General features: G+C 63.3%; 12 protein-coding genes. 7 read left to right on the plus strand and 5 right to left on the minus strand.

Translation table 11 applies throughout. The features are described 5' to 3' along the window. Positions 1–243: 243 nt before the first annotated feature. On the minus strand, positions 244–978 hold the full coding sequence (locus PMI20_RS12795; RefSeq protein WP_007930635.1) for a phosphoadenylyl-sulfate reductase: 735 nt from the start codon (positions 976–978) through the stop codon (positions 244–246). Positions 979–1,147: 169 nt separating this feature from the next. On the opposite strand from PMI20_RS12795, the gene thrH reads away from it, so the two are divergent. Then, positions 1,148–1,765, plus strand: a complete 618-nt coding sequence (gene thrH / locus PMI20_RS12800) for a bifunctional phosphoserine phosphatase/homoserine phosphotransferase ThrH (protein WP_007930636.1) — start codon at positions 1,148–1,150, stop codon at positions 1,763–1,765. Between the two features lie 110 nt (positions 1,766–1,875). Here the strand turns inward: thrH and pabB are convergent, their stop codons facing one another. The 4 genes from pabB to rloA form a co-directional block, all read right to left on the minus strand. Beyond that, entirely contained in the window at positions 1,876–3,219 is a 1,344-nt protein-coding gene (pabB, locus tag PMI20_RS12805) for an aminodeoxychorismate synthase component I (RefSeq protein ID WP_037035693.1), read from the minus strand. Positions 3,220–3,462: 243 nt separating this feature from the next. Further along, on the minus strand, positions 3,463–4,449 hold the full coding sequence (locus tag PMI20_RS12810; protein WP_007930638.1) for an alpha-L-glutamate ligase-like protein: 987 nt from the start codon (positions 4,447–4,449) through the stop codon (positions 3,463–3,465). Continuing rightward, positions 4,449–5,981 (minus strand): osmotic stress tolerance membrane protein RloB, encoded by a 1,533-nt coding sequence (gene rloB / locus PMI20_RS12815; protein WP_007930639.1) that lies wholly within the window; start codon positions 5,979–5,981, stop codon positions 4,449–4,451. The genes PMI20_RS12810 and rloB overlap by 1 nt, the downstream gene beginning before the upstream one ends. A 5-nt stretch (positions 5,982–5,986) precedes the next feature. Further along, positions 5,987–6,529, minus strand: coding sequence for a retropepsin-like aspartic peptidase RloA (gene rloA / locus PMI20_RS12820; protein ID WP_007930640.1), 543 nt, complete (start codon positions 6,527–6,529; stop codon positions 5,987–5,989). A gap of 269 nt (positions 6,530–6,798) precedes the next feature. Between rloA and PMI20_RS12825 the strand changes: the two genes are divergently transcribed. The 6 genes from PMI20_RS12825 (at position 6,799) to prpD (ending at position 15,438) form a co-directional block, all read left to right on the plus strand. Continuing rightward, positions 6,799–7,521, plus strand: coding sequence for a GntR family transcriptional regulator (locus PMI20_RS12825; protein WP_007930641.1), 723 nt, complete (start codon positions 6,799–6,801; stop codon positions 7,519–7,521). Then, positions 7,518–8,414 (plus strand): methylisocitrate lyase, encoded by an 897-nt coding sequence (prpB, locus tag PMI20_RS12830; protein ID WP_007930643.1) that lies wholly within the window; start codon positions 7,518–7,520, stop codon positions 8,412–8,414. The genes PMI20_RS12825 and prpB overlap by 4 nt, the downstream gene beginning before the upstream one ends. Positions 8,415–8,610: 196 nt before the next feature. Then, complete coding sequence (gene prpC, locus PMI20_RS12835; protein WP_007927495.1) at positions 8,611–9,738, plus strand: bifunctional 2-methylcitrate synthase/citrate synthase; 1,128 nt, start codon at positions 8,611–8,613, stop codon at positions 9,736–9,738. 188 nt (positions 9,739–9,926) lie between these two features. After that, on the plus strand, positions 9,927–12,521 hold the full coding sequence (acnD, locus tag PMI20_RS12840) for a Fe/S-dependent 2-methylisocitrate dehydratase AcnD (RefSeq protein ID WP_037035022.1): 2,595 nt from the start codon (positions 9,927–9,929) through the stop codon (positions 12,519–12,521). A 60-nt stretch (positions 12,522–12,581) separates the two neighbouring features. Beyond that, positions 12,582–13,772, plus strand: a complete 1,191-nt coding sequence (gene prpF / locus PMI20_RS12845) for a 2-methylaconitate cis-trans isomerase PrpF (RefSeq protein WP_007927498.1) — start codon at positions 12,582–12,584, stop codon at positions 13,770–13,772. A 181-nt stretch (positions 13,773–13,953) separates the two neighbouring features. Continuing rightward, positions 13,954–15,438 (plus strand): 2-methylcitrate dehydratase, encoded by a 1,485-nt coding sequence (gene prpD / locus PMI20_RS12850; protein WP_007927503.1) that lies wholly within the window; start codon positions 13,954–13,956, stop codon positions 15,436–15,438. The last annotated feature ends 89 nt before the right edge of the window (positions 15,439–15,527 follow it).

Below are 15,527 nucleotides of genomic sequence, written 5' to 3' on the forward strand. Positions count from 1 at the left end.
ATTTTTCGAGGGGGTAGGGGGGGAGCGCGGTGGAGAATGGCCCAGGGAGGAGGGTGTAACTTTTTGGGGCGTAGAGGCATAAAGTGCACACAAAAATGGCACCCGTGGTGACACTTATGTGTACAAGATTTTTACCGGGAGGAGGGGTTTCTGTAGGAGCGAAGCTTGCTCGCGAAGCGGTGTGTCAGATACACCGTCTCGCGAGCAAGCTTCGCTCCTACAGAAGAAAGAGGAATTGGGGCTTTAGCCCTTGCTGATGATATTGCCGGCGTGCAGGCCACATTCCTTCTGCGTGGCTTCTTCCCACCACCAGCGGCCTTCGCGCTCATGCTGGTTCGGCAGCACAGGGCGGGTGCAAGGCTCGCAGCCGATGCTGATGAAGCCGCGTTCGTGCAGGCTGTTGTACGGCAGCTCGAGCATGCGGATGTACCCCCAGATCTCTTCGCTGGTCATCTGCGCCAGCGGGTTGAACTTGTACAGGGTGCGTTCCGGGGTGGAGAAGGCGCTGTCGATCTCCAGTACCGCCACCTGGCTGCGGGTACCCGGGCTCTGGTCGCGGCGCTGGCCGGTGGCCCAGGCGCTGACGGTGGACAGCTTGCGGCGCAGCGGCTCGATCTTGCGGATGCCGCAGCACTCGCCGTGGCCATCCTTGTAGAAGCTGAACAGGCCTTTCTCCTTGACGAAGGGCTCGAGCTTGGCGTGGTCCGGCGAAACCACTTCGATGTCGATCTTGTAGTGCTCGCGTACCTGCTCGATGAAGCGGTAGGTTTCCGGGTGCAGGCGCCCGGTGTCGAGGCTGAACACCTTGACGTTCTTGTTCAGCTTCCAGGCCATGTCCACCAGCACCACATCCTCGGCACCACTGAAAGAGATCCACAGGTCATCACCGAACTCGGCGAATGCCAGTTTGAGAATGTCCTGGGCGGATTTTTGGGCATAGGTCGCGGCGAGTTCAGCGACATTGAACGATGGGCTCATCAGGGCGGTTTCCTACAGGTCGGTGGCGCTGAGCGCTCTAGATACTGGCGATGGTAACAAAATCCGCCCCCGGCTGGCGCGCTCCTCGCGTTGCGTGGGCCAGGTCGAATCGCTAGAGTTCGGCAGTCCTTTTGCTCGCTCGAATAACCAATACAAATGGGAGTGTCCTGTGGAAATTGCCTGTCTCGACCTGGAAGGTGTACTGGTCCCGGAAATCTGGATCGCCTTTGCCGAAAAAACCGGGATTGAATCCCTCAAGGCGACCACCCGGGATATCCCCGATTACGATGTGTTGATGAAGCAGCGCCTGCGGATTCTCGACGAGCACGGCCTGAAGCTGTCGGACATTCAGGAGGTGATCGCCACCCTCAAGCCGCTGGACGGTGCCATCGAGTTCGTCGACTGGCTGCGCGAGCGTTTCCAGGTGGTGATTCTGTCCGACACCTTCTATGAGTTTTCCCAGCCGCTGATGCGCCAGCTGGGCTTTCCCACGCTGCTGTGCCACCGCCTGGTCACCGACGACAGCGGCCGGGTGACCGGTTACCAGCTGCGCCAGAAAGACCCCAAGCGCCAGTCGGTGCTGGCCTTCAAGAGCCTGTATTACCGGGTGATCGCGGCGGGGGATTCGTACAACGACACCAGCATGCTCGGCGAGGCCGATGCCGGCATTCTGTTCCATGCCCCGGACAACGTGATTCGCGAGTTCCCGCAATTCCCGGCGGTGCACTGCTTTGCCGAGCTGAAGCAGGAGTTCCTCAAGGCGTCGAACCGTGAGTTGAGCCTGTAGGTTCGCGGCGCAGCCATCGCGGGCAAGCCTCGCTCCTACAGGTCTGCGTCGTACCACATTGCGGTGAACGACATCGACCCGGACGGCGATCCGACTTGCCCGCGATGCTTTTAAAGGCTCTGCAAGGTCTCCAGCAGCACCTTCACCTTGGTGATGGACTCCTGATACTCGGCCTGCCAGTCCGAGTCCGCGACAATCCCGCCACCGCCCCAGCAGCAGATTTGCCCATCCTTGACCAGCAGGCTGCGGATGGCGATCGAGCTGTCCATCTCGCCACGCACGTCCAGGTACAGCAACGAACCGCAATACAGCCCGCGCCGGGTCGGTTCCAGCTCGTCGATGATCTGCATCGCGCGAATCTTCGGTGCGCCGGTGATCGAGCCGCCGGGGAAGCTGCCGGCGATCAGGTCCAGGGCGTCCTTGTCGTCCGCCAGTTCGCCGGTGACGCTGCTCACCAGGTGGTGCACGTTGGGGTAACTCTCCAGGCTGAACAGCTCCGGTACCCGCACCGAGCCGATGCGGCAGGTGCGGCCCAGGTCGTTGCGCAGCAGGTCGACGATCATCAGGTTTTCCGCGCGGTCCTTGGGGCTGGCCAGCAGCTCGGCGGCGTTCACCGCGTCTTCGGCGGCATCCTGGCCGCGCGGGCGGGTGCCCTTGATCGGCCGGGTTTCCACCTGTCGCTCACTGATCCGCACGAAGCGCTCCGGCGACAGGCTCAGCACCGCGCCACCTTCCGGCAGGCTCTGGAACCCGGAAAAAGGCGTCGGGCAGGCCGCCCGCAGCGCGCAGTAGGCAACCCACGGATCGCCAGCGCAGGGCGCGCGAAAGCGCTGGGCGAAGTTGACCTGATAGCAGTCGCCGGCCTGGATGTACGCCTGGATGCGCTCGAACGCCTGTTGGTACTGCGCGGCGCTGAGGTCAGGCAGCATCGGCCCGCTGAGCTTGAAGCTGTCGTTGGCGCTGGCCGGCGCCTGGCCGAACAGGGCGATCAGGCGCTGGCGTTCGCTGGCGGCAAGCGCGGGGTGGAACACCAGTTGGCTGGTGCACTGCTGATGGTCGCTGATCAGCGCCCAGTTGTAGAGGCCGAAGCGCGCATCGGGCAGTTGCAGGTCATCCAGGGCCTGGCTGGGCAGGCGTTCCAGATGGCGTCCGAAGTCGTAGCTCAGGTAGCCGATCAGTCCGCCGGCGAAAGGCAACTGGTAAGGCGCCGGGATCGCTGCCTGGCCCAATTGATCCAGGTTGAGTCGCAGGCGTTGCAGGAAATCTTCGCCGCTTTCGTCCTTGAGGACGGCCAACTGCGTCCGTGGCCAGGCGCTGAGCAGGTCATAGCGGCCGCGTTCGGCACTGGGCCAGCCGCTGTCGAGCAGGACGGCGCCAGGGGCATGGCGGATCGCCGCGAAATACTCGGCGGGGTTGGTGCGATAGGGCAGCGGGTGTACGGAGCAGGTCGACATGCGGGGCGGATCAGCCATCGGAGGAGCGCGGCTGGCGATTGTAGTCCCCTCAGGGATTTGCTCCTAGTGGGGATGTCGGGGATTGCCCTGTTTACGACGCATTGCCCGCCTCGCCGCATACCCTGTAGCCGCTGCCGAAGGCTGCGAAAGGACCGAAGGTCCTCGGTGATGTCGAAAGCGGCGCCCGCTTCGCGGTCGGGCGCAGCCTGCGGCAGCGGTTACAGGGTTTTCCGTTGCTGTGGTTCAGCCTTCCACCGCCGGGATATGGCCGAACAGGTCCTGGGCAAACTGCACGCGCTGCTCGACGGTTTCGCTGATGCCGCGGGCTTTCAGTTCTGCCAGGTGCGCTTCGACCGCGTGGGTGCGCTGGGTCAGGCCGCAGTCGTTGGCGATCTGGATGTTCAGGCCGGGGCGGGCGTTGAGCTCGAGGATCAACGGGCCCTTTTCCTGGTCCAGCACCATGTCGACCCCGATGTAGCCCAGGCCGCACAGCTCGTAACAGCCGGCCGCCAGCTTCATGAAGCCGTCCCAGTAGGGCAGTTGCACGCCGTCCACCGCGTTGGTGGTGTCCGGGTGCTTGGCGATGATGTTGTTCAGCCAGGTGCCGCGCAGGGTCAGGCCGGTAGCCAGGTCGACCCCGACGCCGATGGCGCCCTGGTGCAGGTTGGCCTTGCCGCCGGACTGGCGGGTCGGCAGGCGCAGCATGGCCATCACCGGGTAGCCCATGAGCACGATGATGCGGATGTCCGGTACGCCTTCGTAGCTGATGCTCTTGAAGATCTGGTCCGGGGTCACCCGGTATTCGATCAGCGCCCGGTCACGGTGGCCGCCCAGGGAATAGAGGCCGGTGAGGATGCTGGAGATGTGGTGCTCGATTTCTTCATGACTGATGATCTTGCCCGATACCGTGCGGTAGCGACCCTCGAAACGGTCGGCGATCACGATGATGCCGTCGCCGCCGGCGCCTTGCGCCGGCTTGATCACGAAGTCGTTGCGCCCGCCGATGATCTCGTCGAGCTTGTCGATTTCCTTCTCGGTGGAGATCACGCCGTACAGTTCCGGCACATGGATGCCGGCCTTGATCGCGCGTTCCTTGGTGATGATCTTGTCGTCGACGATCGGGTACAGGCTGCGCTTGTTGTACTTGAGCACGTAGTCCGCATTACGCCGATTGATCCCCATGATGCCCCGGGCTTCCAGGGCCTTCCAGGTCTTCCACAGGCCGAACATTATGAATCAGCCTTGACGAAGGCTTTGAAACGGATCAGCTCGGTCAGGCGGTAGCCGCGGTAGCGACCCATCGCCAGCATGAAGCCCACCAGGATCAGCAGCATCGCCGGGAAGGTGAAGACGAAGTAGACCAGCTCCGGCACGCTCATGATCAGGTGCGCCAGGGAGGCGGCGAACAGCGTGCCGATGGCGACTTTCATCGCATGGCCGGCGCCCCGTTCTTCCCAGGTGATCGACAGGCGTTCGATGGTCATGGTCAGGATCACCATCGGGAACAGGGCCACCGACAGGCCGCGTTCCAGGCCGAGCTTGTGGCTGAACAGGCTGATGGCGGCGATCAGCACCACGACGAAGGTCAGCACCACCGACAGCCGCGGCAGCATCTGCAGCTTCAGGTGTTCCAGGTAGGACCTGAGCGACAGCCCGAGCGCGGTGATCACCGTGAACAGCACGATACCGAAGCCCAGCTGGGTTTCGCGGAAGGCCAGGGCGATCAGCACCGGGGTGAAGGTACCCAGGGTCTGCAGGCCGATCAGGTTGCGCAGCACCAGGATCACCAGCACGCCGATCGGGATCATCACCATGATCATGAAGGTCTGCTGGGTCTGCAGCGGCAGGCCGTACAGCGAGTATTCGAGGAAATTGGCGTCGGTGTTCTCGTCGGTCAGCTTGGCCAGGCGAATGGCGTTCATTTCGCTGTTGTTCAGGCTGAAGGTGACGGTGGCTTTCTTGCCGCCATCGACGGTGATCAGGCTGTCGTCACCGATCCACCACAACAGGCGGTCGCTGGGCAGGCCTTGTTCGCCGGTTTCCGGGTTGAAGTACAGCCAGTCGGTACCGTTGAAGCTGCGCAGCCACAGTTCCGGGGCCTGCGGCTGGTCGGCCACCAGGCGAATGGTGTGGACCTTTTCCATCGGCACGTGGGCGATGGACAGCAGCAGGTCGACGATCTTGGCTTTGTTCGCCGGCGACGGATCGCCCGCCAGGAGCATCTTGGCGTTGTCGTCGCTGCTGTTGTTGACCCGCTTGATGGCTTCGCTGATGAAGGTCTCGACGTCGGCCGAGTGCTGGCGGATCGGCGCGAGCAGGGCTTCGGCGGCGATCTTTTCCGGGCCTTCGACGGCGATGCTGTCGCGGAAGGTCGGGCCCTTGATCTTGGCTTTTTCCGCGGTGTAGCGCTTGGTCAGCACCAGGCGGTAGTAGAGGGTCTGGTTGCCCTTGGCGCGGCGGGCCGACCAGGTCACCTTGCGGTTGCCATCGACGCGGTTCACCGCCACCCCGTAGTTATTGGAGATGAAGCTCTCGTTCAGGCTGACATAGTCGCGGCTCAACGGCGGCACGAACATCTGGATCTTGATCGGGTCCTTGGCGTTGGCGACGAACTCGACCTTGGCGTCGATGTTCCACAGGTCGTCGGTGGCGTCTTCGGTCACCGGGATGCCGAGCACGAAAATCTGATAGGCCGTGATCGAAATGCCCAGCACCACCAGGATGGCGATCAGGATTTTCAGATGGAGGGTAAGAGAGCGCATTGGAATTACTCTGCGGTATGAGCGTCGGTGGCGCAGGCAGGTTTGCCAGCAGCGTATTTAAGACTGGGGTCGACCAGTGCATCGAAGCGTTTGAGCGCTTCGGAACCGATCAAGAGCGGGTATTGGAATGCACTGCGGTCGGTCAAGTTCACTTCTATGCTGCGCAGGGCACCGCCCATGCAGATATCCAGCTCGATGACCGGGCGCGCGGTGTACTTCTTGTTGTTTTCCTCATCGGGGTCGTAGTCGCCGGCGCGGCGCTTGATCTTGCTGACGCGGGCCAGCGGACGTTCGATGGGGTGGGAATGGGCGGCGTCGATGGCCAGGTAAAAACGTACCCAGGACTCGCCATTGCGCTTGAAGCGCTTGATATCGCGGGCGCTGAGGGAGGCGGTCTTGGCGCCGGTGTCGAGCTTGGCGGCGACTTCCAGGTCGATCCCGGACAGTCTGGCGTATTCATTCAGACCGTAAACGGTCTTGCCGGCGGCGGCACTCAGGCCCGGCAGGCCGAGCAGGCAGAACAGTATGGAGAAGGCCTTGAGTCTCATAGATCCTGGTGCGTTGCATGGGTTCTTCAGTTCAAGGCGACTGGCATTGCTGCGCAAGCTCCCTCGTGTGCTGCCTTATTAATGTGACAGGCAAATGCGGGCGGCATTCTAGCATGCTGGTTTTATGGCGCCAGCGGCGGGGCGGGGGCTTTTGTGCCGGTTTGGTGTAAAGGGTTATTAGACGATTGTCGACAATATCTATTTTTCCTTTGACTGTTTGAGCTGTATTAGCTAATTTTTGTCGCATTGATTTTCAAGGTGTCGACAATATGCTGGATCAGCTCGATCCCCCCGCCGTGATGCAGGACGATTCGGAAACCTTGTCCGAAAACGTCTTCAGACGCATTCAGGCGGCCATCGTCAAGGGCGAGATCGCCCCGGGCAGCAAGATTTCCGAGCCGGAACTGGCGCGCACCTACGGCATCAGCCGTGGCCCCTTGCGCGAGGCGATCCACCGTCTGGAAGGCCAGCGCCTGCTGGTGCGGGTGCCCCATGTCGGGGCGCGGGTGGTGTCCCTGAGCCATGCCGAACTGATCGAACTCTATGAAATCCGCGAATCCCTGGAAGGCATGGCCTGCCGCCTGGCCGCCGAGCGCATGACCAACGAGGAAATCGACGAGCTGCGCCGGGTCCTCGATACCCACGAGCGCGACGCGGCGTTCCAGGCCGGGCTCGGCTACTACCAGCAGGAAGGCGATTTCGACTTCCATTACCGGATCATCCAGGGCGCGGGCAACCGCACCCTCACGCAGATGCTCTGTGGCGAGCTGTACCAGCTGGTGCGCATGTACCGCATCCAGTTTTCCGCCACGCCCAACCGCCCGCACCAGGCGTTCGCCGAGCACCACCGGATTCTCGATGCCATTGCCGATCGCGACGGCGAACTGGCCGAGTTGTTGATGCGCCGTCACATCGGTGCTTCCAAACGCAACATTGCCCGTCATTACCAGGACGGCGCCCCGCAGACAGCCACTCCACGAGGTGAGTCATGAGTTCCAACAACAAGAGCACTCCAGGCCAGCGCTTTCGCGATGCGGTCGCCAGCGAACGACCGTTGCAGGTGGTCGGCGCCATCAATGCCAACCATGCGCTGCTGGCCAAGCGAGCCGGGTTCAAGGCGATCTACCTGTCCGGAGGCGGGGTGGCGGCCGGCTCCCTCGGCGTACCGGACCTGGGCATCACCGGGCTGGACGACGTGCTGACCGACGTGCGCCGCATCACCGACGTCTGCGACCTGCCGTTGCTGGTGGACGTGGACACCGGTTTCGGTTCGTCGGCGTTCAACGTGGCGCGCACCGTCAAGTCGATGATCAAGTTCGGCGCGGCGGCGATTCATATCGAGGACCAGGTCGGCGCCAAGCGCTGCGGCCACCGGCCGAACAAGGAGATCGTTTCCCAGCAGGAAATGGTCGACCGCATCAAGGCCGCGGTGGATGCCCGCACCGACGACAGCTTCGTGATCATGGCCCGCACCGACGCCCTGGCGGTGGAGGGGCTGGAGTCGGCCCTGGATCGCGCCGCCGCCTGCATCGAGGCCGGCGCCGACATGGTGTTCCCGGAAGCCATCACTGAGCTGGAGATGTACAAGATCTTCGCCAGCCGGGTGAAAGCGCCGATCCTGGCCAACATCACCGAGTTCGGCGCCACGCCGCTGTACACCACCGAACAACTGAAATCCGTGGATGTTTCCCTGGTGCTGTACCCGCTGTCGGCGTTCCGCGCCATGAACAAGGCGGCGGAAAACGTCTATACCGCGATCCGTCGCGATGGCACCCAGCAGAACGTGATCGACACCATGCAGACCCGCATGGAACTGTACGACCGCATCGACTACCACACCTTCGAGCAGAAGCTCGATGCGCTGTTCGCCCAGAAGAAAAGCTGAACCCGAACGCGGTTTGACTACTGATGCAAAACCTGTAGCCGCTGCCGCAGGCTGCGATCGGCCGGCACGGCCGCGGCGCGCCTCTCGACGCAGGAGGACCTTCGGTCCTGTCGCAGCCTGCGGCAGCGGCTACATAAAGCAGTATTGGTTTTGACGATTTGCCGATTCCCTAACAAATTCAAGATTGGAGAGAGCAATGGCCGAAGCAAAAGTATTGAGTGGCGCTGGCCTGCGTGGCCAGGTGGCCGGACAGACTGCCTTGTCGACCGTGGGCCAGGCCGGTGCCGGGCTGACCTACCGGGGTTACGACGTACGCGAACTGGCGGCCGACGCGCAGTTCGAGGAAGTGGCCTACCTGCTGCTGTACGGCGAGCTGCCGACCCAGGCGCAACTGGACGCCTACACCCAGAAGCTGAGCAAGCTGCGCGACCTGCCGCAGGCGCTGAAAGAAGTGCTGGAACGCATCCCGGCCGACGCCCATCCGATGGATGTGATGCGCACCGGTTGTTCGTTCCTCGGCAATATCGAGCCGGAACAGGACTTCTCCCGGCAACGTGACGTCACCGACCGCCTGCTGGCCGCGTTCCCGGCGATCATGTGTTACTGGTACCGCTTCAGCCACGACGGCAAACGCATCGATTGCGTGACCGACGAGCCGTGCATCGGCAGCCACTTCCTGCACCTGCTGCACGGCAAGAAACCGAGCGAGCTGCACACCAAGGTGATGAACGTCTCGCTGATCCTCTACGCCGAGCACGAATTCAACGCCTCGACCTTCACTGCCCGAGTCTGTGCCTCGACCCTGTCGGACTTGTACTCCTGCGTCACCGCGGCCATCGGTTCGCTGCGCGGCCCGCTGCACGGCGGTGCCAACGAGGCGGCGATGGAGATGATCGAGCGCTTTGCTTCGCCGGAAGAGGCGATCAAGGGCACCCTCGGCATGCTCGAGCGCAAGGACAAGATCATGGGCTTCGGCCACGCGATCTACAAAGACAACGACCCGCGCAACGAGGTGATCAAGGGCTGGTCGAAAAAGCTCGCCATTGAGGTGGGCGACAAGGTGTTGTTCCCGGTTTCCGAAGCCATCGACAAGACCATGTGGGAGCAGAAGAAGCTGTTCCCCAACGCCGATTTCTACCATGCCTCGGCGTACCACTTCATGGGCATCCCGACCAAGCTGTTCACCCCGATCTTCGTCTGCTCGCGCCTGACCGGCTGGGCCGCCCATGTGTTCGAACAGCGCGCCAACAACCGCATCATCCGTCCAAGCGCCGAGTACGTCGGCGTTGAACAGCGCAAGTTCGTGCCAATCGAACGTCGCTGACCGGTGGCCCTGTCACTGGCTGAACCCAAAGCCCTGTAGGAGCGAAGCTTGCTCGCGAAGACGGAATGACATTCAACATCTATGTCGACCGTTACACCGCTATCGCGAGCAAGCTTCGCTCCTACAGAGGGCGGTTCAGTGCCGGTGCCAGCCCCACCTTTTGCAATCACCGTGACCGAGTCCTGACGATGAACACTGAATTTCGTAAACCGTTACCCGGTACCCGACTGGACTACTTCGACACCCGCGCGGCTGTCGAGGCGATCCAGCCCGGCGCCTACGACAGCCTGCCGTACACCTCGCGCGTGCTCGCGGAAAACCTGGTGCGGCGTTGCGATCCGGCGACCCTGACCGCTTCCCTGAAGCAACTGATCGAGCGCAAGCGCGACCTCGACTTCCCGTGGTTTCCGGCCCGCGTGGTGTGCCACGACATTCTTGGCCAGACCGCCCTGGTGGACCTGGCCGGCTTGCGTGACGCCATCGCCGACCAGGGCGGCGACCCGGCCCAGGTCAACCCGGTGGTGCCGACCCAGTTGATCGTCGACCACTCGCTGGCGGTGGAGTGCGGCGGCTTCGACCCGGATGCGTTCGCCAAGAACCGCGCCGTGGAAGACCGGCGCAACGAAGACCGTTTCCACTTCATCAACTGGACCAAGAAGGCCTTCAAGAACGTCGACGTGATCCCGCCGGGCAACGGCATCATGCACCAGATCAACCTGGAGAAAATGTCCCCGGTGATCCAGGCGCGCGATGGCGTGGCCTTCCCCGATACCTGCGTTGGCACCGACAGCCACACCCCGCACGTGGATGCCCTGGGCGTGATCGCCATCGGCGTCGGCGGCCTGGAAGCCGAAAGCGTGATGCTCGGCCGGGCGTCCTGGATGCGCCTGCCGGAAATCGTCGGCGTCGAGCTGACCGGCAAGCTGCAACCGGGCATCACCGCCACCGATATGGTGCTGGCGCTGACCGAATTCCTGCGCAAGCAGAAGGTAGTGGGCGCCTACCTGGAGTTCTTCGGCGAGGGCGCCGCGGCGCTGACCCTGGGCGACCGCGCGACCATCTCCAACATGGCCCCGGAATACGGCGCCACCGCGGCGATGTTCTACATCGACCAGCAGACCATCGACTACCTCAAGCTCACTGGTCGTGAAGACGAGCAAGTACAACTGGTCGAGACCTATGCCAAACAGGCCGGCCTGTGGGCCGACAGCCTGAAGAACGCGCAGTACGAGCGCGGCTTGCAGTTCGACCTGTCCTCGGTGGTGCGCAACATGGCGGGCCCGAGCAACCCCCACGCCCGGGTGGCGACCAGCGACCTGGCGGCCAAGGGCATTGCCGGCCAGTGGGAAGAGGTGCCGGGACAAATGCCCGATGGCGCGGTGATCATCGCGGCCATCACCAGCTGCACCAACACCAGCAACCCGCGCAACGTGATCGCCGCCGGCCTGCTGGCGCGCAACGCCAACAAGCTCGGCCTGACCCGCAAACCCTGGGTCAAGTCGTCGCTGGCACCGGGTTCCAAGACAGTGGCCATGTACCTGGACGAAGCCGGCCTGACCCACGAGCTGGAGCAATTGGGCTTTGGCGTCGTGGCCTTCGCCTGCACCACCTGCAACGGCATGTCCGGCGCGCTGGACCCGGTGATCCAGAAAGAAATCATCGACCGCGACCTGTATGCCACCGCGGTGCTGTCGGGCAACCGCAACTTCGACGGGCGTATCCATCCCTATGCCAAGCAGGCGTTCCTCGCGTCGCCGCCGCTGGTGGTGGCCTATGCGATTGCCGGGACCATTCGCTTTGACATCGAGAAGGACGTGCTGGGCCTGGACGCCAACGGCAAGGAAATCCGCCTCAAGGACATCTGGCCGAGCGACGAAGAGATCGATGCGGTGGTCAAGGCATCGGTGAAACCCGAGCAGTTCCGCAAGGTGTACATCCCGATGTTCGCCATTCACGAAGACACCGGGCCCAAGGTCGAGCCGTTGTACGACTGGCGTGAGATGAGCACCTACATCCGCCGTCCGCCGTACTGGGAAGGCGCCCTGGCCGGGGCGCGCAGCCTGACCGGCATGCGCCCGCTGGCGGTGCTGCCGGACAACATCACCACCGATCACCTGTCGCCGTCCAACGCCATCATGCTCGACAGCGCGGCCGGCGAGTACCTGGCGAAAATGGGCCTGCCGGAAGAGGACTTCAACTCTTACGCGACCCACCGGGGCGACCACCTGACCGCGCAACGCGCGACCTTCGCCAACCCGAAACTGTTCAACGAAATGGTCCAGGAAGGCGGCAAGGTCAAGCAGGGTTCGTTGGCGCGGATCGAGCCGGAAGGCCAGGTCACCCGGATGTGGGAAGCCATCGAGACCTATATGCAGCGCAAGCAGCCGCTGATCATCATCGCCGGCGCCGACTACGGCCAAGGCTCGTCCCGTGACTGGGCGGCCAAGGGCGTGCGCCTGGCCGGGGTAGAAGCCATCGCCGCCGAAGGCTTCGAGCGCATCCATCGCACCAACCTGGTGGGCATGGGCGTGCTGCCGTTGGAGTTCAAGTCAGGCACCGACCGCAAGACCCTGGGCATCGACGGCACCGAAACCTTCGACGTGGTGGGCGAGCGCAAGCCGCGTGCCACGCTGACCCTGGTGATCCAGCGCAAGAACGGCGAACGGGTCGAGGTGCCGGTGACCTGCCGGCTCGACACCGCCGAAGAGGTGTCGATCTACGAAGCGGGTGGCGTGTTGCAGCGCTTTACCCAGGACTTCCTCGAATCGGCTGTCGCCAGTTAAGTGACGTACCGGGGGCGGGCCGCAAGGCGCCGCCCTCGGTCTTTATCAGGACCGAAATCCATGGCTTTCGTAGCGCAAATCAAGATTCCCGCCACCTATATGCGGGGCGGCACCAGCAAGGGTGTGTTCTTCAGCCTGCAGGACCTGCCCGAGGCGGCGCAGCTGCCGGGCGCGGCCCGCGATGCGTTGCTGTTGCGGGTGATCGGCAGCCCCGACCCGTACGACAAGCAGATCGACGGCATGGGCGGCGCCACGTCCAGCACCAGCAAGACGGTGATCCTGTCGAAAAGCATCAAGCCCGGCCACGACGTGGATTACCTGTTCGGCCAGGTGTCCATCGACAAGCCTTTCGTCGACTGGAGCGGCAACTGCGGCAACCTGTCGGCGGCGGTCGGTTCCTTCGCCATCAGCAGCGGCCTGGTGGATGCCGAGCGCATTCCGCAGAACGGCGTGGCGGTGGTGCGCATCTGGCAGGCCAATATCGGCAAGACCATCATCGCCCATGTGCCGATCACCAACGGCGCGGTCCAGGAAACCGGCGATTTCGAGCTGGACGGGGTGACTTTCCCGGCGGCCGAAGTGCAGTTGGAGTTCCTTGACCCGGCGGCCGAGGAAGAGGGCGCCGGCGGTTCGATGTTCCCCACCGGCAACCTGGTGGACGACCTGGAGGTGCCGGGCGTCGGGACTTTCCAGGCCACCATGATCAATGCCGGGATCCCGACGATTTTCATCAACGCCCGCGACATCGGCTACAGCGGTACCGAGCTGCAGGGCGATATCAACGGCGACCCCAAGGCGTTGGCGATGTTCGAGACCATTCGCGCCCACGGCGCGCTGCGCATGGGGCTGATCCAGAATCTGGATGAAGCGGCCAAGCGTCAGCACACGCCCAAGGTCGCCTTTGTCGCGCCGCCCGCGGGCTACCAGGCTTCCAGTGGCAAGGCGGTGCAGGCCGCGGATGTCGATCTGCTGGTGCGCGCGCTGTCCATGGGCAAGCTGCACCACGCGATGATGGGCACCGCCGCGGTGGCCATTGGCACGGCGGCGGCGATCCCCGGGACCCTGGTCAACCTGGCGGCCGGCGGCGGAGAGCGCAGCGCGGTGCGTTTCGGCCACCCGTCGGGGACCCTGCGCGTCGGCGCCGAAGCTGTGCAGGACAACGGCGAATGGAGCGTGACCAAGGCCATCATGAGCCGTAGCGCGCGGGTCTTGATGGAAGGCTGGGTACGTGTGCCCGGCGACGCGTTCTAAATCATAAACGGCCCCTGTAGGAGCGAGCTTGCTCGCGATAGCGATACCACGGTCGACATCGATGCCGACAGTCCATCCGTCATCGCGAGCAAGCTCGCTCCTACAATGGGGTGAATAAAAAAATAACCCGATCAGCCTGACCTTGAGGATGCAACCCAACCCTTGATGGAGTGAACTGCCCATGAGCGCCAACGTTGATCTGAACGAACGCCCCGATTACGACCATGTCTTGCAGGACATCGCCGACTACGTTCTGAACTATCGGATCGAGTCCCGCGAGGCTCTGGATACCGCCCGCAACTGCTTGATGGACACCCTCGGCTGTGGCTTGCTGGCCCTGCGCTTTCCCGAGTGCACCAAGCACCTTGGGCCCATCGTCGAGGGCACGCTCGTGCCGTTTGGCGCGCGGGTGCCGGGCACCCGCTTGCGCCTGGACCCGGTCAAGGCGGCCTGGGATATCGGCTGCATTGTCCGTTGGCTGGATTACAACGACACCTGGCTCGCCGCCGAGTGGGGCCATCCTTCCGACAACCTCGGTGGCATTCTCGCCGTGGCCGATCACCTGTCGCAAAAACGCGTGGCCAATGGCGAGGCGCCGCTGACCATGCGCGCGGTGCTCGAGGCCATGATCATGGCCCATGAGATCCAGGGGGTGATTGCCCTGGAAAACTCCTTCAACCGGGTCGGCCTCGACCATGTCTTGCTGGTGAAAGTCGCCTCGACCGCGGTCACCGCCAAGTTGATGGGGGCCAACCGCGAGCAGTTGCTGGCGGCGCTGTCCCATGCCTTTGTCGATGGCCAGGCGCTGCGTACCTATCGCCATGCGCCGAACGCCGGTTCGCGCAAATCCTGGGCGGCGGGCGATGCTACCAGCCGTGGCGTGCGCCTGGCGGATATCGCCCTGCGTGGCGAGATGGGTATCCCGGGAGTGCTGAGTGCGCCGCAGTGGGGCTTCTACGACGTGCTGTTCAGCCACACCAATAAGGACCTGGCGCTCAAGCCCGAAGACCAGCGCCGTTTCAGCCTGTCGCAGCAGTACGGCAGCTATGTGATGGAAAACGTGCTGTTCAAGATCAGCTTCCCGGCCGAGTTCCATGCGCAGACCGCCTGCGAGGCGGCGGTGACCCTGCACCCGCTGGTGCGCAATCGCCTGTGCGAGATCGACAGGATCGTCATCACCACCCACGAATCGGCGATCCGCATCATTTCCAAGGTGGGCCCGCTGGCCAACGCCGCCGACCGCGACCACTGCATCCAGTACATGACCGCCGTGCCGCTGGCGTTCGGCAACCTGGTGGCCGAGCACTATGAAGACAGCTTCCATGCCGCCCATCCGATCATCGATCAGTTGCGCGAGAAGATGCAGGTCGTCGAGGAGCCGCGCTACACCCGCGAGTACCTGGAGGCCGACAAGCGCTCCATCGCCAATGCGCTACAGGTGTTTTTCAAGGATGGCTCGAGCACCGAGCAGGTGGTGGTGGAATACCCGATTGGCCATCGCCGGCGTCGCGCCGAAGGCATTGCGCTGCTGGAAGACAAGTTCAAGGCCAACCTGGCCACCCGCTTCACGGCCCAGCGTTCAGCGCAGATCTTTGCCCTGTGCAAGGACCAGGCGCAGCTGGAAGCCACGGCGGTGCACCGGTTCGTGGATCTGTTGGTGATTTGAGAGCAGGGCGGACCGTTGGTCCGATCGCGAGCAAGCTCGCTCCTACAAGATCTTGTAAACCATGCAGGAGCAGCCGGTCGACGTTCGAT

Origin of the sequence: Pseudomonas sp. GM17 (genome assembly GCF_000282175.2) — a bacterium.
GTDB classification, from domain to species: domain Bacteria; phylum Pseudomonadota; class Gammaproteobacteria; order Pseudomonadales; family Pseudomonadaceae; genus Aquipseudomonas; species Aquipseudomonas chlororaphis.